Below are 20161 nucleotides of genomic sequence, written 5' to 3'. Positions count from 1 at the left end.
GCGCGGCCGGACACCGGGCCGGGACTAGCCTGACCTCCATGGCACGTATGGAGCTACGGCTGCCGCAGCGGCGGGAGCGGCCACCGCTGGTGGAGATCGGCAGGCGAATCGCGTTCGCCATCGCGATCGTGCTGGTGTCGGCCGTCATGGTGATGGCCGACCACGAGGCGTACGAGGACTCCGACGGGTCGACGGTGGGCTGGCTCGATGCCATCTACTACGCCACGGTGAGTCTGTCCACCACGGGTTACGGCGACATCGTGCCGGTGACCCCGCAGGCGAGGTTCTTCACCATCGTCATCCTCACGCCGTTGCGGATCCTCTTCCTCATCGTGCTGATCGGCACGACGATCACCGCACTGTCGGAGCGCAGCCGCAAGGAGTACCGGATCTCCCGTTGGAAGGCACGAGTGCGTAACCACATCATCATCTGCGGCTTCGGCACCAAAGGCAGGGCCGCCGCACGCACGCTCATCACGGACGGCTTCGAACCGAACCGCATCGTCGTCATCGACCCCGGCGGGGAACGGGTGGCGGCTGCGCAGGCCATGGGCCTCGTGGCGATCCAGGCGAACGCGGAACAGTCGGAGACCCTCAAAGAGGCACGCGTGGACCGGGCCCGCGCCGTGCTCATCACCGTGCACGACGACAACAGCGCGGTGATGATCGCCCTGACCGTACGGAAACTGAACAAGACCGTCTACATCGCAGCCTCCGTACGGGAGGAGGAGAACGTCGACCTGCTCAAGCAGAGCGGAGCCAGGTCGGTGATCACCGCGCAGGAGGCCGCCGGCCGGCTGGTCGGCCTCGCCGCACGCAAGCCGTCGGTCGCCGCCGTCGCCGAGGACCTCATCTCGTACGGTATCGGCCTGGACCTGAAGCAGCGCCCGATCACCGAGGCCGAGATCGGCAAGAGCGTCCGCGATGTGACGGAGGTCGTGGTCGCGGTGGTCAGGGGCTCCCGGGAGGAGGCCATCCCGGCGAACCACGCCGGCGAGCTGCGCCGCGGCGACCAGCTCGTCTACATCCAGTTCCCCGACCACCTCTCGCAGACCTGACCGCGGCCGCTTTGCAGCCGTCGAGACGGGAACGGTAGCCTTTGTTCGCTAGATCTGGAGGCTTCGCCTAGTTGGCCTATGGCGCCCGCCTGCTAAGCGGGTTGAGGGTTTATAGCTCTCTCCCGGGTTCGAATCCCGGAGCCTCCGCTGGGGATTCCCATTGGTGGTCCGCACCGGGCCGACCTCGCGGTGACCACACCGCCCGAGGTCGGCCCGTGGCATTTCGGTGGCCGGCTAGCCGAGCGCGGTCTCCACGAGCCCGGCCAGGGCCAGCAGCTGCTCCTCCGCGAACCAGGGGCCGACGAGCTGCAGCGACGCAGGGAACCCGCCGGCGTCGCGCGGCACCGGCAACGCCACCGCCGGCAGACCCAGCAGGTTGACCGGCGCGGTCAGGTACGTCGTCGCGGCCGGCTCGCCGAGCTTCGGCGGCAGCGACTGCATGGTGGGCAGCGCGAGCGCGCCGTAGCGGTCGAGCAGCTCGGCCACCTCCACGCGGGCGGCCCGGTCGAGCCGACGGCTTGCCACCACCCGTTCCGCCGGGATCGCCGCGCCCTCCCTGATCCCCTCGGCGTGCCGCTCCTCCAGCTGGTCGGCACGGTCGAGGAGGTGCCGGTGCGCGTGGAAGCCCTCCGCGGTCATGATGGTGTTGGCGGCTGCGACCCAGTCGTCCCACTGGGGAAGCGTGACGTCGGTGGCCGCGATGCCGGCCGCGGTGAGCGCGGCGTCCACGGCCCGGTCCAGGTCGGCCGCCACGCCGGGCAGCCGCAGGCGGGCGACCGTACGCGGACCGTCGTACGTCGCGGCGGCGGCGAACCCCGGCTCGAGCAACCCCATCCCGACGGCGAGCCCGGCGACGTCCCTGGCCAGCGGCCCCACCGTGTCGAGCGTGCGGGAGAACTCGAAGACCCCGTGCGTGGGCACCCGCGACGCCGTGGTCTTCAGCCCGGCGATCCCACAGCACGCGGCCGGCACCCGCACCGACCCGCCGGTGTCGGTGCCGTAACCGACGTCGGCCTCCCCGCGCACGACGGCCACCGCCGACCCGCTGGACGAGCCACCGGGGATCCGTTCCGGGTCGAGCGGGTTGCGCGGCGTGCCGGTCCACGGGTTGACGCCGTCGGCGTGCCGGCACAGCTCGGTGAGGTTCGTCTTGCCGACGATCCGCGCGCCCGCCGCGCGGGCGTTCGCCACCACGGGCGCGTCGAACCTCGCCGGTTCCGCGTCCGCCGCGATCGCCGCACAGCCCACGGTCGTCGGGGTACCCGCGACGTCGATGCAGTCCTTGACCGCGACCCGCGGTCCTTCTCCGTCTACGTCCAGCCGCAGCAGCCAGGTCGTCATCGCCGCTCATCCTGCCGTACCGCGGTACGCCACGGGGTCAGCCGGCGGCGCGCTCCTTGCACTCGGCCAGGCCCTCCACGGTGGCGCCGAGACGCACGGAGACCTGCCAGGCGGCCTCCGCCATGGGCGGCGCAAGCTCGACCATGTGCTCGTGCGGCATCCGCATCTCCGGCCCACTGATGCTCAACGCGCCGACCACCTCGCCGGTGTGGTCGAACAGGGCGGCGGCCACCGTCCGGATGCCCGGGGTGCGCTCGGCGTACGAGTACGCGTAGCCGGTCTCCCTGATCTCGTCGAGCTGCGCGCGCAGCTCGGCCACGTCGGTCACCGTCGTCGCGGTGACCTTCGCGATCGGTTCGCCCAGGATCGCGTCGCGCACCTGCGCGGGCACGTACGCCAACATGACCTTGCCGGGCGCACCGAGCGGCAGTGCGATCGGCGCGCCCAGCTCGATGTACGTACGGCGCAGCTCCTGCCGGCTCTCCACCTGGTCGACGACGGCCCGCTCGTACGTCGGCAGCAGCTCGTGCACCGCCACCGTCTCGTCGAAGCGGTCGCGCAGCTCGTGCATGACCTCGATCGCCGCGTCGCGGACGGTGGCGGGGAACAGGCCGCTGCGTGCGAGCTGCACCAGCAACGGGCCCAGCGTGTACCGCCGGCCGGGGACCTGTCGCACCAGGCCGTTGCGCTGCATGGCGACGAGCAGCCGGTGGACAGTGCTCGTCGACAGCCCCGTCGTCCGGGCGAGCTCGCTGATGCCCAGCTCCGGGCGCTGCGGCCCGAAGCACCGCAAGACCGCGACCGCCCGGTCGATCGACTGCACACCCGCCTTGCCACCAGGCGTGTGTTCGGTCTCCGGCATCCTTCGAACATAACGCCCGGGTATGTGAGCAGGCTTACCGACCTGGACCCGCGGCGCCGGCAGGGTCAAGCTGATGGCGTGGCGGCGGCGAGAGGGCAGGCATGAAGCAGGACCGGACGGAGGTGTTCATCGAGTTCACCAGGTCGGTGTGCCCCGTGTGCAAGACGGTGGTGGACGCGCAGGTGAACGTCCGCGACGACAAGGTCTACCTGCGCAAGCGCTGCCCAGAACACGGCTGGTTCGAGGCGCTGGTGTACGGCGACGCGCAGATGTACCTGGACTCGGCGCGGTTCAACAAGCCCGGCACCATCCCGCTCACCTTCCAGACCGAGGTGCGCGACGGCTGCCCGAGCGACTGTGGGCTGTGCCCCGAGCACAAGCAGCACGCCTGCCTCGGCATCATCGAGGTCAACACCGGCTGCAACCTGGACTGCCCGATCTGCTTCGCCGACTCCGGCCACCAGCCGGACGGGTACTCGATCACTGCCGAGCAGTGCGAGCGGATGCTGGACGCGTTCGTCGCGTCCGAGGGCGAGGCGGAGGTGGTGATGCTCTCCGGCGGGGAGCCGACCATCCACAAGAACATCCTCGACTTCGTCGACCTCGCGCAGAAGCGCCCGATCCGCTCGGTGACCCTGAACACCAACGGGATCAGGTTGGCGTCCGACAAGCGGTTCGTCGCGGCGCTCGGCGAACGCAACCGGCCGGGCCGGCGGGTGAGCATTTACCTGCAGTTCGACGGGTTCGACGAGCGGACGCACCTGGAGATCCGCGGCAGGGATCTGCGCGAGGTGAAGCAGCGGGCGCTGGACAACTGCGCCGCGGCCGGGCTCGTGGTCACCCTCGTTGCCGCCGTCGAACGTGGTCTGAACGAGCACGAGGTCGGCGCGATCGTCGAGTACGGGCTCGCGCACCCGGCCGTGCGCGGGGTCTCGTTCCAGCCGGTCACGCACTCCGGCCGGCACGTCGAGTTCGACCCGCTGACCCGGTTGACGAACTCCGACGTCATCGAGCTGCTCGCCGAACAGCGTCCGGACTGGCTACGCAAGGACGACTTCTTCCCCGTGCCGTGCTGCTTCCCGACCTGCCGGTCGATCACCTACCTGCTGACCGAGGGCGCACCAGGCGACCCCGAGTTCGGCGTCGTGCCGATCCCGCGGCTGCTGAACGTGGAGGACTACCTCGACTACGTGACCAACCGCGTGGTGCCCGACTTCGCCGTACGGGAGGCGCTGGAGAAGCTGTGGTCGGCATCGGCGTTCATGGGCACCGACACGACGACGGAGCAGCTCGCCGCGACGGCGGAGGCGCTCGACTGCGCCGACGCCTGCGGCATCGACCTGCCGCCCGCAGTCACCGACCTGACCGACCGCGCGTTCATGATCGTGGTGCAGGACTTCCAGGACCCGTACACGCTCAACGTCAAGCAGCTGATGAAGTGCTGCGTGGAGGAGATCACGCCGGACGGCAGGCTGATCCCGTTCTGCGCGTACAACTCCGTCGGCTACCGCGAGCAGGTGCGCGAGCAGATGTCCGGGGTGCCGGTTGCCGGCGTGGTGCCGAACGCCACGCCGCTGCAACCGATCCTGGCCGACTCCCCATACGGTTCGAAGGTCGCACGGAGGACGCCATGACTCATCAGGACGAGGTGAAGGCCTGTTGCGCGGCCGCGTACGGGTCGGACCTGGTGGCTCTGCTGCTCGGCGACTCGTACCACCCGGGCGGGCTCACCCTCACCCGTAGGCTCGCCGCGCGGTTGTCGTTGACGCCGGGCGTACGGGTCCTCGACGTAGCGGCAGGGCGTGGCACGTCCGCGATGCTGCTGGCCGAGGAACACGGGGTGCATGTCGAGGGTGTCGACCTGTCCCCGGCAAACGTCGCGCTGGCCACCGGGGCCGCCGACGGTGCGGGCTTCGGCGACCGGGTGCACTTCGGCGCGGCCGACGCCGAACGCCTGCCGTTCCCCGCCGCCGCGTTCGACGCGGTGATATGCGAGTGCGCGTTCTGCACGTTCCCCGACAAGACCACCGCCGCCGCCGAGCTGGCCCGGGTGCTGCGGCCCGGTGGTCGGCTCGGCATCACGGACGTCACCGCCGACCTGGACCGGCTGCCCGCGGAGCTGACCTCGCTGACCGCCTGGATCGCGTGCATCGCCGACGCCAGGCCGGTGCGCGGCTACGTCGACATCCTCGCCGCGGCCGGGCTGCGCGTGACCCACACCGAGCCGCACGACGAGGCGCTGTCGCGACTGATCGACCAGATCGAGGCCCGGCTGGCCGTGGTGCGGATGACGGCACGGGACAAGGTGGCGGCCATGGGTATCGACCTCGACCGCGCGGCACCTGTACTCGCCGCCGCCCGCGCCGCCGTCGCCGACGGCGTGCTCGGCTACTCGCTACTCGTCGCGGAACGTCCGGGGTAATGCCGTGGACTACGACCTGATCGTCGTCGGTGGCGGGGCGGCCGGCCTGGGCGCGGCCCGCGCCGGCGTCGGCCGGGGCGCGCGGACATTACTGGTCTCCGACGGCGAACCCGGCGGCGACTGCACGTTCCACGGCTGCGTACCGTCGAAGACGCTGATCGAGTCGGCCGCGCGCGGCGTGCCGTTCGCGGCGGCGACCCGCCGGGTACGTGACGTCGTCGCAGAGATCGCGGCGACCGAGGACGCCGCGGCACTACGGCGCGAGGGGATCGAGGTCGAACTCGGCCGGGCCAGCTTCACCGGCCCCGGCCGCATCACGGTGGACGGGCGCACGCTCACCGCGCGTGGGTTCGTCGTCGCGACCGGCTCGGCCCCGCTCGTGCCGTCGATCCCCGGCCTCGACAGCGTGCCGTACCTGACCAACGAGACCGTCTTCGACCTCGCCGAGCTGCCTGCGTCGCTGGCCGTACTCGGTGGCGGGTCGATCGGGTGTGAGCTGGCGCAGGCGTTCGCCAGGTTCGGCAGCGAGGTCACCGTGGTCGAGGCGGCGAGCCGGCTGCTGCCGCGCGAGGACCCCGAGGCGTCCGCAGTACTCACCGAGGTGCTGACGCGCGAGGGCAGCACCGTCGCCGCAGGCGCGTCGGTCGACAAGGTCGAGGCAACCGGCGACGGGGTGCGGTTGCTGCTCGGCGACGGCACGTCGGTGACGGCCGAGCGGCTGCTCGTCGCCACCGGCAGGCAGCCGGTGACGGAACGGCTCGGCCTGGCTGCGGCCGGCGTGCAGGCGGACGGGCGCGGCGCCGTGGTGACCGACCAGTGGCTCGCCACCACCGCCCGCGGCGTGTATGCGGCGGGCGACGTCACCGGCCGGCTGCCGTTCACGCACGCCGCGTTCGAGATGGGCCGGATCGCCGCAGCCAACGCGCTCGGCCGGCGCCGGCGCCGCTACCGCCCGCACGCGACGCCGTGGGTGACGTTCACCGACCCTGAGGTCGCGCACGTCGGGCACACCGAGGCGGCCGCCGCCCGCCGTGGCCGGGCGCGGGTGGCGTACCTGCCGATGGCCGAGATGGACCGCGCGATCACCGCCGGCGCGACGGACGGGTTCGTCAAGTTGGTCGCCGGCCCGCGGCCGGTGCTCGGCGACGCCGGCGGCGGGCGGCTGCTCGGCGCGACGATCGTCGCGTCCCGTGCGGGGGAGCTGATCCACGAGCCGGCGCTCGCCATGGCCACCGGCATGTTCACCGGACGGCTCGCCGCCGCCACCCACGCGTACCCCACCTGGTCGTACGGCGTGCAGCTGGCTGCCGCGCAGTTCTTCCTGCCGATCGGCGGCCGCCGCGCGCGACAGGCGCGCGCCGACTGAGAAATGTGTGCGCGCTCACCGACGCGCGTGAGCCGGCCTGCGTACGGTCACGGCACGTTTCTCGACAGGAGGGGTGAAAATGGCTACCGCGAGTGCATCCCACGGTGCGACCACCTCGTTGATCGGCCGGCTGTTGGCCGGGATCGTCGGCGGGCTCGCCGGCGGTGTGGTCTTCGGCGTGCTGATGCAGATGATGGGCATGATCCCGATGGTCGCGATGCTCGTCGGCACCGAGGCGGTGGCCGTCGGGTGGCTGGTGCACCTGGCGATCTCCGCCTTCATCGGGGCGACGTTCGCGTTGTTCTTCGCGCCGATCGCGAACCGCGTCGTCGCCGCGCTGTTCCTCGGTATGGGGTACGGCGTGGTGTGGTGGATCATCGGCGGACTGCTGATCATGCCGGCACGGTTGGGCATGCCGGTGTTCCAGTTCGGCACCACCGCCTGGATGAGCCTGATGGGCCACCTGGTCTTCGGGCTGCTGCTCGGCCTCGGCTACGCGCTGGTGCAGCCCAGGCTGAAGCGTGACTGAGCCGCGGCCGCGCGCTTCCTCCGCCGAGGTGTCGTACTGTGTGGTCGAGGGCGTTTCCGCCCTCGACCGGCAACCCTGGGGCGACCGGCCACCGCCCTGGGCACCCGCGCGACGCGAGGAGGCGACCGACGTGGAGCGTGCCGCGGCGGCGCAGGACGCGACGTGGTGCATATCCGAGGTGGACATCTTCTGCGACCTCACACCGGCGGAGATGGACGAGATCGGGGCAGCACTTCCGCTGAAGACGTTCGCGACCGGGGAGGTGGTGTACTCCCCGCACACCTCGGTGGAAGTGCTGTTCATCCTCAAGCGCGGCCGAGTGCGGATCTTCCGGGTCTCCGCGGACGGGCGCGCGCTCACCACGGCCATCGTCGTGCCCGGCACGATCTTCGGCGAGATGCCCATCGTCGGCCAGCGGATGTACCAGAACTACGCGGAGGCGATCGACGAGACCGTCGTCTGTGTGATGGGCAAGCAGGACGTCCAACGCTTCCTGCTCGCCGACGCCCGCGTCGCCGCACGACTCACCGAGACCCTCGGCCGCCGGCTGGCCGAGATGGAACGCCGGCTCACCGACACCGTGTTCAAGAGCGTGCCGCAACGCATCGCCAGCACGCTGGTCACCCTCGCCGCCGCCGACGCCCCGACGCCGCTGCGCCGCCGTGGCCCGGTCGTCACCGTGACGCACGAGCAGCTGGCGGCGCTCGTGGGCACGTCCAGGGAGACCGCCACGAAGGTGCTCGGCGAGCTCGCCGACACCGGGCTGGTCAAGCTGGGCCGCGGCCGCATCACCATCCTCGACCTGCCGGGCGTGGAGAACCAGGCCGGCGACTGAGGACGTCAGTCCGGCAACGCCAGCAGCCCGTCGACGACGGTCGGCAGGTCGTCGCCGGTGACGTCGGGAGGCGCGAACACGTCGGCGACCCGTTGTTCCAGCCGGCTGACCCAGCCGGTGACCAGGCCCGCCTGTCGTGCGCCGTGGGTGTCCCACGCATGCGCGGCGACGAGCGCCACCCGGTCCGGCGGCAGGTCGCAGACGCTCGCCGCGTGCAGGTAGACCGCTGCCGACGGCTTCCACCGCTGGACGTCGTCGACGGACAGCGTGCGCTCGACGTACCCGTCCAGCCCGGCACGCCGCAGCAGCCCGGCGGTGGTCTCTGCGGACCCGTTGGTCAGCGTGACGACCTGCACCCCGGCCTCGTGCGCGCGCCGTAGCGCCGGCTCGACGTCCGGGTGCGGGTCGAGCTCACCGAACCCGGCGAGGACCTGCCGGCTCTGCTCGTCGGTGAGCCGGTACCCGGTCACCGTGCCGAGCGCGGCCAGCGCGATCTGGGGGAACGGGCGGTACCCACCGGTGGCGGCGAGCACGAACCCGTCGCGCAGCAGCCGGGTGAACCACAGCTCGAGCACGTGACCGGGCAGCCCGACGTCGGTGATCCGCCGGCGTAGCGGCTCGAGCGGGAACAGCGTCTCGATCACGTCGAACGCGATCGCCGAGGGTTTGTGCGCCATCGCGTCTCCCTTCCTGCGGCTGTTGGCGTCCACTGTGTCACCGCTGCGCGTGGGCGAGAAGATCGTCCACGGACCACTGGTCGTTCGCGTGCACCCCGTACTTGCTCGCCAGCACGCGACCGTCGGTGTCGATGAGGACGTCGGCGGGCAGGCCGAGGTGCGCCTCCCCGGCGCCGATCGCGCCACGTACCGACCGCATCGCCCACACACCACGGACGACGGCCGGCCAGGTGCGCGGGTCGAGTACCGACCGCGGCGCCGCCGCCACGCCGAACTCCACGTACAGCTTCCGTTCCGGGTCGGCGACGACCGTGAGCGGCAGGTCGTCCTGGTACTGCGCGATCGACTCGACGGTGGAGTGGAACACGACGACCTCGTGCACGCCGGCGGCGGCGATCTCGCCGCGCCTGGACATGACCGACCGCAGGTGCAGGTTGCACACCGGGCAGCCGGCGTACCTGCGGAACTGGAGGTGGACCAGCCGGTCGGCGTCCGGTACGCGCACCGGTTCGCCCCACGCCGTCTGTAGCGTGCGTGGGGTCACCAGGTCGCCGGCTTGCACACCGCCACCCTCCCGCGATCCTGCGGATGCGTATGTGAGCGGGCCCACGGTTGCTAGCCGGGCAGGTGTGCGACGACGCGGCGCAGCGGGAGCGGGAGCCTGCGCCCGGGCCGCGCCCACCCGGCCAGCGCCTGCTTCGCCGCGGCGATCCGCTCCTCGTCGACGTCGGGCAGGTAGAGGCTGTCGACCACCAGCTCCGCGTCCGCGGCCGTCTCTACCGCGAGCCGGAAGACCCGCCGCTCGTCGGCGTCGACCGCGAAACCGGCGGCCCGCAGGACCTTGCCCAGGCCGTCGAGCGCCTGCGGGTTCGGCCAGCGCAGTGTGCGTACGCCGAGTGCCCGCAGCACGTGCAGCCACGGCAGTACACCCGTCCAGCTCGCCCGGGCCGGCACCAGCGCGACCAGCCGGCCGTCCCCACGCAGGACGCGGCGCAGCTCGTCGAGCACGCCGTCGAGCGGTTCGAGCACCTGGAAGCACATCGCCGCGCAGACCGCGCCGATGGCTCCGTCGGCGACCGGCAGCACGTCGGCGCGGCCCCGTACGACCGGCGTCCGTCCCCCGGCGACGGCCAGCGCCAGCTCAGCCGCCGACAGGTCGACACCCACCCACGGCACACCCGGCAGCAACGCACGCGTAGGCGCGGACCCGCACGCGAGATCGAGGAGGGGAGCGTCGGCGTCCCGAAGCGGCTCGACCAACCACCGGTACGGATCACCCCCGGCACGCCCAGTCGCCCGCGCCAGCACCCGCTCGGTAACCCCGGCGTGCGCAGCATGAAACCCGTAGAGGTAACCCCGCCAGTCCGCCGCCTGCGCCATGCCACCACCCTGCCAGCCCGCACCGAGGCTGGACGAGCTCCGATCTATTGCAAATAATATGCAACAAGAACCTCACGACAGGAGTGCCATGACGCGCATGGCGACCACCAACCAGGGCTTGCTGACTCTGCGTGCGCACCCCATGGTCGCTCCCCTCTTGCGCGAGACTCGTACTAATGAAAATAGTTATCATCCCGCATATGTCTTCGGAAATCACTCGCCGCACTTTTGGCACGACGCTTCTTGCCGGTTCTGGGGCCGTGTTGCTCGGTTGCGGCGGGCAGGACGGTACGGGTGGGATAGGTCGCCCGCGTCGCGGTGGGCGACTGCGTGCCGCCTTTGCCGGCGCTGGTGCACAGGAGACGCTTGACCCGCATCGCGCCAACTTGTTCGCGGACGCTGCGCGCGCGAAGGCGCTGTTCGACAAGCTTGCCGACTGCGGTTCGGATGTTTCGGCGCAGCCGCGGCTGGCCAAGGCGTGGGAGTCGAGCAAGGACCTGCGCACCTGGCGGGTGACGTTGCGGGAGGCGAGCTTCCACGACGGCAAGTCGGTGCGTGCTGCTGACGTCCTCTACAGCTATCGCAGGATCACCGACCCGAAGCGTGCGTTCCGCGCCAAAGCTGACCTGGAGCCGATCGACCTGGTCAAGAGCCGTGCGGTGTCGGCGCGCGAGATCGAGTTCGTGCTCAAGTCTCCACTTGCGGACTTTCCACAGGTGCTGGCAGCGTTCGGCGCCTACATCGTCCCCGAGGGTGCGGACGACTTCGCCGAGCCGGTCGGCTCGGGGCCGTTCGAGTACGTCTCGTTCGAACCGGGTCGGTCCGCGCTGTTCAAGCGATTCGACGACTACTGGGAGCGGCCCGCGTATCTCGACGAGCTGGAGATCGTGGTGAGCAACGATGAGTCGGGTCGGATGAACGCCTTGGTCGGTGGTCAGGTGGAGTACGCGCACGATCTGACCGCGACGACGGCTCGTGCGCACAAGAAGACCGAGGGCGTAACAGTCGTCAGCCTGCCGCGCAGCGGTATGCATGCACTGGCGATGAAGGTCGATCGCGCACCGTTCGACGATGTCGACGTCCGGCGCGCGATGATGCACTTTGTCGACCGTGAGCAGCTGGTGTCCACGGTCTTGTCCGGTCAGGGTGAGGTGGGCAACGACCTGTTCGGCAAGGGCTACGAGTACTACGCCGACGACGTCCCGCAACGCCAGCACGACGTGGATAAGGCGAAGTGGCACCTGCGCAGGGCCGGGGCGACCAAGTTGGAGGTCACACTACTCACCTCTTCGGTGGCTTCCGGCTTCATCGAGTCGGCATCGCTGTTGAAGGACCAGGCGCGTGCTGCCGGGGTGACGCTGAATGTGGTGACGGGCAACAAGGACACCTACTGGTCGGACATCCTCGACCGCGGAGCGCTCGCCAGCTACCGGTCCGGTGCGATGCCGATAGGGCACCCACATCTCGCAGCGGCTGCTGCGTGACTCGCCGGTCAATGCCACCAAGTGGCAGCGGCCGGAGTTCGATGCCCTCTATGCGAAGGCACAGGCCACCACCGACCGAAGCAAGCGCACCGAGCTCTACGAGCGGATGCAGCGGCAGCTCCACGCCGAGGGCGGGTTCCTGGTGTGGGGTATTGCCGACTGGCTGGTTGCAGTAGCGGACAACGTCGGCGGGGTGAAGAGAGCTCCGGCGAACACCCTCGATTGGGCGCGCTTCGACAACGTGTGGCTGGCGTGAACCTAGGCCGTTATGCACTCGGCAGGCTCGGGTTCGGCCTCTTCCAGGTACTTGCCGTCACTTTGCTGGTCTTCGGCCTCACCGAGGCGTTGCCCGGCGACGCGGCGGTCGCTGCCGCCGGTGACAACCCGTCGCGGGAGACCATCGAGCAGCTCCGGGACCAGATGGGCTTGGACCGCCCCGCCGCCGTCCGTTACCTCGACTGGCTGTGGGGACTGATGCACGGTGACCTCGGACGTTCGCTCGTCGCTCCGCGCGAAGTCAGTGACGTGCTCGCCGACAGCGTCGGCCCATCGCTCGTCCTCGCGGGGTTCAGCCTGGCGCTGCTCGTACCGCTGGCGCTGGCGATCGGTGTCGCGGCCGCGGTCAGACATGGTCGACTGCTCGACCGACTTCTTACCTCGATCACGCTCGCGCTGTACTCCGTTCCCGAGTTCGCGGTCGGTCTGGTGCTGGTCGCGGTCTTCGCAATCAAGCTCGGCTGGTTGCCAGCCACCGCACTCGGTGTCAGCGACGAGCTGATCGGACAGCCGGCAGTTCTCGTCCTCCCTGTGCTGGTCGTCGTTGCTCGACCGGTCTGCTCGTTGGGGCGCTTGGTGCGCGCCGGCGTGATCGACGCTCTCGCGGCCGAGTACGTACAGCACGTGCGGCGGCTCGGCTTGTCCCGTCCGCGGGTGCTGTTGCTGCATGCCCTGCCGAGCGCTGTCACGCCGGCGGTGCAACAACTCGCGAGAACCGTCGACTGGCTGCTCGGTGGTGTCATCGTGGTGGAGGCCGTCTTCGTGATCCCAGGACTCGGCACGGCTCTCGTCGACGCGGTCTCCGCACGCGACCTGCCGGTCATCCAGGCCCTGGCGGTGCTGTTCGCTTGCACCACCATCGTCGTCAACGCTGTCGCGGACGTGGTGGCGTTCCGTCTCACCCCGCGGACGGAAGTGGTGCGATGACCAGGACCTTGCGGCACGCCCTCGGCGCTTGCCTGATCGCCGTCCCGTTGCTGGTCGCACTACTGGGACCGTTCGCGGTGGACGGCCCGACCGAGCGTTCGGCCGCCTTCACCGTTACGCCTGGTACGCCGCTAGGTACGGACTTCGTCGGCAGGGACGTGCTGGAGCAGGTTCTGCTCGGCGGGCGCTCCGTGATCGTCGTCGCGATCGCTGCCACCGTGATTGCGTACCTCATCGGCGTACCGATCGCCATCCTCGCAGCGACGAGCGCACGGCGAAGGATCGACGAGTTGCTGATGCGCCCACTCGACGTAGTACTCGCGATTCCGTCGTTGTTGCTGGTACTCCTGGTTGCCTCGGCCGTCCCCGGCGGCGCCGTGACCCTCACCCTCGTGGTCGCGGTGATAACCGCGCCCGACGTGGCGCGCGTCGCGCGCGCCGCGGCATTGGAGGTAGCGAGCCGTCCCGCGATGGAGGCCATGCGGCTCTACGGCGAGACCTGGTGGCGGCGCGGCGTCAGGTACACGACCCGCGCGCTACTGCGAGTGCTCGCCGCGGACGCCGGGCTGCGGCTGACCGGCGCGCTCTACCTGGTCGCCTCGGCCAGTTTCCTCGGCGTGGGGTTCGCACCGGACGCGTCGAACTGGGCGGTCATGGTTGACCGGAACCGCGCCGGTCTGTTCCTGGCGCCGTGGTCGGTCGTCCTCCCCGCGTTGCTCATCGTGGCGCTGACCGTAGGCACCAATCTGGTGTTCGACTCCGCGCTCGACCGCACCGAGACGCTCCAGCGACGGCCATGGAGGAGGGCATGAGCAACATCGCGGAGTGCGCAGTGGTCGTCGAGAACCTACGGGCCACCGTGGGTGAGCGCACCATCGTCGACGACGTCAGCTTGCGCATCGCCAAGGGCGAGGCGCTCGCGCTGGTCGGTCCGTCCGGGAGCGGAAAGAGCACGACCGCGCGGGCTCTGCTCGGTGAGGTCGGCCGCGGCATTCATCTCGATGGTTCCGTGCGGGTCGTGGGTGAGCGCGTGTCGCCGGACCGGCAACCGGCTGCCGGTCTGGTCGGCTACGTCCCACAGCACCCGGGTGCGGCGCTCACCCCGACTCGCAAGGTGGGCGCGGTGCTGCACGAGGTCGTCGCAAGACACTGCCGAGGGACCCGTAGCTCGACGAGCCAGCACGTACGTGAGGCGATGCTGCGTGCACAGATCACCGAGGTGGACGAGCTACTCGACCGCTATCCACATCAGCTCTCCGGCGGCCAGCAACAACGCGTCGTCCTGGCCCAGATGCTGGCCTGTGATCCATCGGTGATCGTGGTGGATGAGCCCACGACGGCGCAGGACGCATCAGCTAGGCAGCAGCTCGTCGCCGAGTTACGTTCGCTGGCCGACTCCGGCATCGCCCTGCTGGTGTGCAGTCATGACCTCACGGTCGTGAGCGACGTCGCCGACCGGGTCGCAGTGATGTGCTCGGGCGCCATCGTCGAGGACGGGCCGACCGACGTCGTGCTACGAGAACCGAGTCACCAGATCACCCGGCGGCTCGTTGCGTCCCGGTCGGCCACCGAAGCCACCGGCACGGCCGTATCCTCCGCGACCGAGCCGGAACTTCGCGTACGTGACCTGGAGTACCGGCACCGCAGGCGTGGAGCCAGGGCCGTACTGGACGGGTCAACCTGGAGCTGGCACGCGGCGAGAGCCTCGCCGTCGTCGGCCGGTCGGGCAGTGGAAAGACCACCCTGGCCCGCTGCATCGCCGGGCTGGCCGCGCCGACCAAGGGGGCGATTTCCGTCGACGGCCAACCGCTACCCCGACACGCCACCCACCGAACCCACGAGCAGCTCGCCCGGATCCAGTACGTCTTCCAGGACGCACGGTCATCGTTCGTCGAGTACTGGCCAGTGAACGAACAGATAGAACGACCAGCACGGCGACTGCTCCGACTGGACGAGCGGACGGCTCGTCGGCGCGCAACCGCGGCGGTCGAACAGGTCGGACTCGACCCCGAGACGACCCGGCGACGCCCCCACGGGTTGTCCGGCGGCGAACTCCAACGAGCCGCCCTGGCGCGGGCGCTGACCGTCGCACCGTCCGTTCTGCTCTGCGACGAGATCACGACCGGCCTCGACACCGAGACCCAGGCCCAGGTTCTCGACCTCCTCGACGACCTGCGTCGCGCAACCGGCCTCGCCCTCCTCGTCATCAGCCACGACGCCGCAGTGGTCACCCGCCTCTGTGACCGCGTCCTGACCATCGGAGTACGGTGACGGACCCAGGCGTATCAGTGCGCCGGCCACTTTTCGTCGTTGGAGGTCCCGGTCTTGAGCGCGCGTTTCGAGGAACTCGCCTGGCGCGAGACCCCCATGGGAACCATCATCCTGCGGCGGCGGCTCGAACCGTCTCTCAAGGTCGACGTGTACGAGGTGAAGCTCGACGACGAGTTCCTCATGTCGAGCCTGTTCACGGTGGCAGAGATCGAGCTCGCGCACCTCGGACTGGAGGAGGTGTCGGATGCCGACATCGACGTGCTCGTCGGAGGGCTGGGGCTCGGTTACACCGCGCGCGCCGTACTGGAGGACCCGCGGGTTCGCTCGCTGCACGTGGTGGAGGCGCTCGACGAGGTCATCGACTGGCATGCGCGTGAACTGCTGCCCGACACCGCCGGCTTGGCGTCCGACCCGCGGACTCGCTTGGTGGGCGGCGACTTCTTCGCCACGGTGTGCACCGACGTGGGGTTCGATCCCGCCACGCCCGGACGGCGGTTCCACGCCATTCTCGTCGACATCGACCACACACCACGACATGTCCTGCACCCGAGCCACGCCGCGTTCTACACCCGGGACGGCCTAAGGGACCTCACCCGTCACCTCCACCCCGGCGGCGTCTTCGCCCTGTGGTCGGACGACCCGCCTGACGCCGGCTTCCGCGCCGTGCTCGCGGACGTCTTCGAGAGCGAGGAGGCGCACGTGGTCACGTTTCCCAACCCGCTCACCGGCGGCACCTCGGCCAGCACCGTGTACGTCGCCAGCTGACCTGCCACCGACACTGTTCCGTCACGACGGGAGTAGGTGCCTGTGCACCTCCGGCACGACCACGTCCCACACGGCGGGCGGCGGGATCTCGTGCCCCATTCCGTCCAGACGCACGAGCCGGGCTCCTGGGATCATTCGCGCGAGCGCCTCCCCGTGCGGGAGAGGGAACATCGGGTCGTCGGCGCTGTGGAGTACGAGCGTCGGCACACGAATCTCGGCCGGGTCCGCCGAGGCCCCAGGGCCGGCGATGAAGTGGTTCGCCATCGACGATGCCATGTTGCGGCTGCGGCGCACCTCGAGCGTGGCCAGGGCACGCACGCCTGCGTCATCGAACCCGAGCGAACCGGTGTACGGCCGCTCGACGTCGACGCGGTAGTCGATGACCGCGGCCTGGTCGACCCAGTCGATCTCCGGCTCGGGCTCCTCCCAGGTCGCGGCGACCTCGGGCATCGGCGGCGGCAGGGCACCGTGGTCGCCACCTGCGGGGCTGGTTTCGACGAGCGTCAGCGACCGCACCCGACCGGGTGAGCGCACCGCTATGTTCTGCGCGATACCGCCGCCCATCGACATGCCCATCAGGTGCGCACGGTCGATGCCGAGGGCGTCAAGAATGCGCAGTGCATCGGCGGCGAGGTCGTCGCCGGTGTAGTCGGGCTGTCCGGGCGGGGACGTGCTCGATTGGCCGGTATCGCGGTGGTCGTAACGAATCACCTGCCGCGCACCGTCGCCGAGCCGGTCGCAGAACTCGGGGGTCCACCAGTCCATCGACTGGCCACCGCCTGCGACGAGCAGGAGCGCGGGTGCGCCGTCGGGTCCGCGGCGGTCCATCGCCAGCTCGACGCCGTCGAGTTCGAGGATCTCCATCGTGACTCCAGTAGTTGCAACTCGCAATCACTTGGCATCATAGGTATAGTGATTGCGAGATGCAACCACTTCGTGGAGGTGACGTGAGCACCTCACCCCGTTCCGGGTGCGCGATCAACGCCGCGGTCGAAGCGTTCGGTGATCAGTGGACGCCGGTCGTACTCCGCGACATGATCTTCGGTGGCAAGCGGTACTTCCGGGAGCTCCTCACCGGTTCCGAGGAAGGCATCGCGTCGAACTTGCTCGCGGACCGTCTCGCCCGGCTCGTCGACTCCGGCTTGCTGACGCGCGCGGAGGCGCGACGAGGCCAGCGCGCGCGCTACACCCTCACGGAGCCGGCGATCCAGCTCGTGCCCGTGCTAGCGGCACTCGGCTCCTGGGGACTCCGACACCGGGACACGACCCCGCGCCTCGCAGCACGCGCACGCGTACTCGAGGAAGGCGGCACCGAGCTCTGGCACCGCCTGATGGACGAGCTGCGCGTCGCACACCTCGGCTCTCCCGACCCACACCCGGAACGGCCATCGGCGATGGCAGCACTACGGGAGGCGGTCGCGTCTGCGGAAGCCACTCCGCCAACCACCGGCGTCAGAGGCGGTCGCCGGGACTGAGGCGCTCGTGGGCGATGCGGGCTCGCTCGGCCTTGCGTCCGTCGAGGTAAGGCTTGACGGAGTTGTAGTCGGACCACCCGCCAATGACCATGAGATCGTCGAGGTTGCCGCCCGACCCCAGGAACTCGTCGGCGAAGGTGCGGCGGAACCGGTGCGGGTGCACCCCCTGGACGCCAGCCTGTTCGGCGCGGCGTTCGATCATCTGACGGATGCCGCTGGTGGTCATCTGGCTGGTGCGGTGCCCGCGGCTACCCAGCCACAGATACGGCGAATCCGCCCGCGGGTGCGCGCTCCGAGCACGCAGGTACCGGTCGATCGCAGCGGCGGACTTCTTCCCGATCGGGACGAAGTAGTGGTCGCCGCTCTTCTTTCTGATGCGCAGCATGCGTCGCTTCAAGAAGACGTCGGTCTCCTCGTCGTCCTCGGAGTCGTAGCGGAGCCCAGCGAGCGAAGAGATCCGCATGCCGTTGTCGATGAGGATGCGCATCATCGCCAGGTCGCGCCGGTCCTCGAAGGTGTTGCCCTGGCAAGTCCGCAGCAAGGCCGTGAGCTCGGCGTCCTCCAGTGGCATCCGCTGAGTCTTCGGCACGATCGGCCGTTCCACGTACTTCATCGGCGACGGCCCGGGATGCTCGCCCTCGGCGACCAGCCAGTTCCAGAACACCCGCAGGTTCCGGAAGTGAACGTCCGCCGACGCCGGCGACGTACGCTCGCTCTCCGCCGCGAGGAACCCGCGGACGTGCTCGGCCTTCACCCCACACACGTCGACCGGCAGCTGGTTGGCAGCAAGCCACGAGACGAGCGCCCTCCCGGAATCGGTGTACGAACGGATGGTCTGCCTGGACTTGTCGGCAGCCTCCAACGCCAGCTCCCAAGAGGGAATGAGACTCCTCAGCGCCGGCCACACCTGAGCGTGCCGTACACTATCTTCCGGCAGTCCGGAGATGCTTGCCATAGTGAGATCATAAGCTCTATCGTCAGCGTGCGCGCGTGATACAGTGATCTCGTAACCGCAAAACTGCAGGTCAGACAATACAACACAGGCGCTCGTGGCTCAACGGATAGAGCATCTGACTACGGATCAGAAGGTTGGGGGTTCGAATCCCTCCGAGCGCGCCCACGTTTTCCCAGGTCATCAGCTTGCACCTACCGCAGCAGGGCCTTCGTTGTCCTCGTCATCGTCGGTTTGGCCGCATTCTGGCCGTACGTCGGATTGCTGGGCGGCCTCGTCGAGGCGTTCAGCCCAGGTATCCATCTCGTCCGCGTAGAGGTGCCCGTAGAGATCCATCGTGATGGTGATCGAGGCATGTCCGAGAACGCGTTGCACGACCTTGGGTGGCGTCCCAGCAGAGATGTACAGCGACGCGGCGGTGTGCCGTAGACCGTGGATCGTGAGGCCGTCGACCCCGGCGGCCTTGACGGCTGGGATCCAGACAGTACGTCGGAAGTTGGTGAGGCGGAGCGGTCCGCCACGTGGTGCTGTGAAGACATGGGCGTTGAGCTCTCGACCGTCGATGAGCGCCTGTAGATCGGCGCAGAGCGAGGGCGGCAGTGGCACAGTGCGTGCCTGGTGGCTCTTGGGTGTGCCCTCGATGAGCTTGCCCGCGAGATCGGTGTAGGCGCGATGGACGTCGATGCGGCGACGGTTGAGATCGATGTCACGAACGCGGAGTGCAATGGCTTCACCCCAGCGCATGCCGGTATAGGCAAGGGTGCGGATGAAGATGGCGTAGTCCCCGACCTCGGCTGCGAGCTTGGCGACCTCGACGTGGTTGAGGAAGATCCGCTCCCTTGTTGCCTTCGGACGGGGGAGCTTGATTCCGGCAAGTGGGTTGACGTGGAGTCGTCCGGTGCGGATGGCGTACTGGCAGACGGCGGAGAAGACGTAGACGGTCTGCCGGATGTCGGTGGCAGACAGGCCAGCCGAGCCTAGCTCGGTGATCCAGTCGGACACGTAGCCGACGAGCTTGCCCATGGGGATATGTCGCCAGCGAGGGAGGACGCGCCGGTCGAGGAGCCGACGATAACCGTCGCGGGTACGTGGTTTGAGGTGCAGCGTGGTACCGGACCACTCTTCTGCAATGACCCCAAACTCGACTCGTAGTGCGGCAGGGTCGATCCATTCGCCTCGGCTCATGCGTGCTTTCTGGTCAGCGAGCCAGCGTTGCGCGTCGATCTTACGATCGAACGTCTTGTTACGTTCGCGGCCGTCGGGCCCGTAATAGCGGGCGCGCCACCTGTCACCACGTCGGTTGATGCTCATGCGACGGCCCTCTTCTGCTCGTCCAGCCATGCGCGCACGTCGGCAGGGTCGTACCGCAGATGCTTGCCGATGCGCACGGCAACAGGGCCGATGCCGAGATAGCGCCACCTGTAGAGCGTTTCCTTCGGGATATCGAGGTAGCTGGACAAATCATCGGGTGTCCACAACCCTTCCGCGTTCATCATTCTTAGTAGTCCTTCCAATCGAGTGGGGTCCTTCCTGTTGGTGTC

Annotated in this window: 21 protein-coding genes, 2 tRNA genes and 1 pseudogene; 15 read left to right on the top strand and 9 right to left on the bottom strand. The window is 69.4% G+C overall.

The genetic code is table 11. The features are described from left to right. Window positions 1-38: 38 nt before the first annotated feature. Window positions 39-1058 (top strand): Ion channel protein, encoded by a 1020-nt coding sequence (locus GEV07_20710; GenBank protein ID MQA05035.1) that lies wholly within the window; start codon window positions 39-41, stop codon window positions 1056-1058. Window positions 1059-1114: 56 nt separating this feature from the next. Further along, a tRNA-Ser gene (locus tag GEV07_20705) sits at window positions 1115-1205 on the top strand. Window positions 1206-1292: 87 nt separating this feature from the next. Here the strand turns inward: GEV07_20705 and GEV07_20700 are convergent. Then, window positions 1293-2399 (bottom strand): amidase, encoded by a 1107-nt coding sequence (locus GEV07_20700; GenBank protein MQA05034.1) that lies wholly within the window; start codon window positions 2397-2399, stop codon window positions 1293-1295. Window positions 2400-2436: 37 nt separating this feature from the next. Beyond that, window positions 2437-3261 (bottom strand): helix-turn-helix domain-containing protein, encoded by an 825-nt coding sequence (locus GEV07_20695; protein ID MQA05033.1) that lies wholly within the window; start codon window positions 3259-3261, stop codon window positions 2437-2439. Window positions 3262-3362: 101 nt separating this feature from the next. Between GEV07_20695 and GEV07_20690 the strand changes: the two genes are divergently transcribed. The 5 genes from GEV07_20690 to GEV07_20670 all read left to right on the top strand — a co-directional run bounded on the left by GEV07_20690 (window position 3363) and on the right by GEV07_20670 (window position 8413). Further along, window positions 3363-4895 carry a radical SAM protein gene (locus GEV07_20690; GenBank protein MQA05032.1) on the top strand — a complete coding sequence of 511 codons (1533 nt, stop codon included), beginning with the start codon at window positions 3363-3365 and terminating at the stop codon, window positions 4893-4895. Then, window positions 4892-5683 carry a methyltransferase domain-containing protein gene (locus GEV07_20685; protein MQA05031.1) on the top strand — a complete coding sequence of 264 codons (792 nt, stop codon included), beginning with the start codon at window positions 4892-4894 and terminating at the stop codon, window positions 5681-5683. The genes GEV07_20690 and GEV07_20685 overlap by 4 nt, the downstream gene beginning before the upstream one ends. 4 nt (window positions 5684-5687) lie before the next feature. Then, window positions 5688-7049, top strand: a complete 1362-nt coding sequence (locus tag GEV07_20680) for an NAD(P)/FAD-dependent oxidoreductase (GenBank protein ID MQA05030.1) — start codon at window positions 5688-5690, stop codon at window positions 7047-7049. A 79-nt stretch (window positions 7050-7128) separates the two neighbouring features. Beyond that, entirely contained in the window at window positions 7129-7578 is a 450-nt protein-coding gene (locus GEV07_20675) for a hypothetical protein (GenBank protein MQA05029.1), read from the top strand. 28 nt (window positions 7579-7606) lie between these two features. Further along, window positions 7607-8413, top strand: coding sequence for a cyclic nucleotide-binding domain-containing protein (locus tag GEV07_20670; GenBank protein ID MQA05028.1), 807 nt, complete (start codon window positions 7607-7609; stop codon window positions 8411-8413). 5 nt (window positions 8414-8418) lie between these two features. Here GEV07_20670 and GEV07_20665 read toward each other — a convergent pair whose 3' ends face one another. The 3 genes from GEV07_20665 to GEV07_20655 are packed head-to-tail and all read right to left on the bottom strand — an operon-like array spanning window position 8419 to window position 10470. Then, window positions 8419-9090 (bottom strand): haloacid dehalogenase type II, encoded by a 672-nt coding sequence (locus GEV07_20665; protein MQA05027.1) that lies wholly within the window; start codon window positions 9088-9090, stop codon window positions 8419-8421. Between the two features lie 37 nt (window positions 9091-9127). Then, window positions 9128-9652, bottom strand: coding sequence for a redoxin domain-containing protein (locus GEV07_20660; GenBank protein ID MQA05026.1), 525 nt, complete (start codon window positions 9650-9652; stop codon window positions 9128-9130). 53 nt (window positions 9653-9705) lie between these two features. After that, window positions 9706-10470, bottom strand: a complete 765-nt coding sequence (locus GEV07_20655; GenBank protein ID MQA05025.1) for a methyltransferase domain-containing protein — start codon at window positions 10468-10470, stop codon at window positions 9706-9708. 176 nt (window positions 10471-10646) lie between these two features. Here GEV07_20655 and GEV07_20650 point away from each other — a divergent pair. The 6 genes and pseudogenes from GEV07_20650 to GEV07_20625 all read left to right on the top strand — a co-directional run bounded on the left by GEV07_20650 (window position 10647) and on the right by GEV07_20625 (window position 16193). Further along, window positions 10647-12210: pseudogene (locus GEV07_20650) on the top strand (peptide ABC transporter substrate-binding protein). Continuing rightward, window positions 12207-13157, top strand: a complete 951-nt coding sequence (locus GEV07_20645) for an ABC transporter permease subunit (GenBank protein ID MQA05024.1) — start codon at window positions 12207-12209, stop codon at window positions 13155-13157. The pseudogene GEV07_20650 and the gene GEV07_20645 overlap by 4 nt, the downstream one beginning before the upstream one ends. Beyond that, window positions 13154-13969 carry an ABC transporter permease subunit gene (locus GEV07_20640; GenBank protein ID MQA05023.1) on the top strand — a complete coding sequence of 272 codons (816 nt, stop codon included), beginning with the start codon at window positions 13154-13156 and terminating at the stop codon, window positions 13967-13969. The genes GEV07_20645 and GEV07_20640 overlap by 4 nt, the downstream gene beginning before the upstream one ends. Next, complete coding sequence (locus GEV07_20635; protein ID MQA05022.1) at window positions 13954-15066, top strand: ATP-binding cassette domain-containing protein; 1113 nt, start codon at window positions 13954-13956, stop codon at window positions 15064-15066. Before GEV07_20640 ends, GEV07_20635 begins: the two co-directional genes overlap by 16 nt. After that, on the top strand, window positions 14838-15428 hold the full coding sequence (locus GEV07_20630) for an ATP-binding cassette domain-containing protein (protein ID MQA05021.1): 591 nt from the start codon (window positions 14838-14840) through the stop codon (window positions 15426-15428). Before GEV07_20635 ends, GEV07_20630 begins: the two co-directional genes overlap by 229 nt. 54 nt (window positions 15429-15482) lie before the next feature. Then, the gene (locus tag GEV07_20625; protein MQA05020.1) at window positions 15483-16193 is read left to right on the top strand and encodes a spermidine synthase; all 711 of its coding nucleotides are present in this window, start codon (window positions 15483-15485) and stop codon (window positions 16191-16193) included. A gap of 21 nt (window positions 16194-16214) precedes the next feature. Here GEV07_20625 and GEV07_20620 read toward each other — a convergent pair whose 3' ends face one another. After that, window positions 16215-17057, bottom strand: coding sequence for an alpha/beta fold hydrolase (locus GEV07_20620; protein ID MQA05019.1), 843 nt, complete (start codon window positions 17055-17057; stop codon window positions 16215-16217). A 59-nt stretch (window positions 17058-17116) separates the two neighbouring features. On the opposite strand from GEV07_20620, the gene GEV07_20615 reads away from it, so the two are divergent. Continuing rightward, a complete protein-coding gene (locus tag GEV07_20615) occupies window positions 17117-17668 on the top strand; it encodes a transcriptional regulator (GenBank protein MQA05018.1) in 552 nt (183 codons plus the stop codon). Here GEV07_20615 and GEV07_20610 read toward each other — a convergent pair. Continuing rightward, window positions 17646-18701, bottom strand: a complete 1056-nt coding sequence (locus GEV07_20610; GenBank protein MQA05017.1) for a tyrosine-type recombinase/integrase — start codon at window positions 18699-18701, stop codon at window positions 17646-17648. The genes GEV07_20615 and GEV07_20610 overlap by 23 nt on opposite strands. A 10-nt stretch (window positions 18702-18711) precedes the next feature. Here GEV07_20610 and GEV07_20605 point away from each other — a divergent pair. Next, window positions 18712-18784, top strand: a tRNA-Arg gene (locus GEV07_20605). A 19-nt stretch (window positions 18785-18803) separates the two neighbouring features. Here the strand turns inward: GEV07_20605 and GEV07_20600 are convergent. Beyond that, complete coding sequence (locus GEV07_20600) at window positions 18804-19961, bottom strand: tyrosine-type recombinase/integrase (protein ID MQA05016.1); 1158 nt, start codon at window positions 19959-19961, stop codon at window positions 18804-18806. Next, a complete protein-coding gene (locus tag GEV07_20595) occupies window positions 19928-20116 on the bottom strand; it encodes a helix-turn-helix domain-containing protein (protein ID MQA05015.1) in 189 nt (62 codons plus the stop codon). The genes GEV07_20600 and GEV07_20595 overlap by 34 nt, the downstream gene beginning before the upstream one ends. Window positions 20117-20161 lie beyond the last annotated feature (45 nt).

It is taken from the genome of Streptosporangiales bacterium (assembly GCA_009379825.1).
Lineage (GTDB): Bacteria > Actinomycetota > Actinomycetes > Streptosporangiales > WHST01 > WHST01.
The sequence above is the reverse complement of the archived record's forward strand: the minus strand, read 5'-3'. Positions and strand labels throughout refer to the sequence as shown.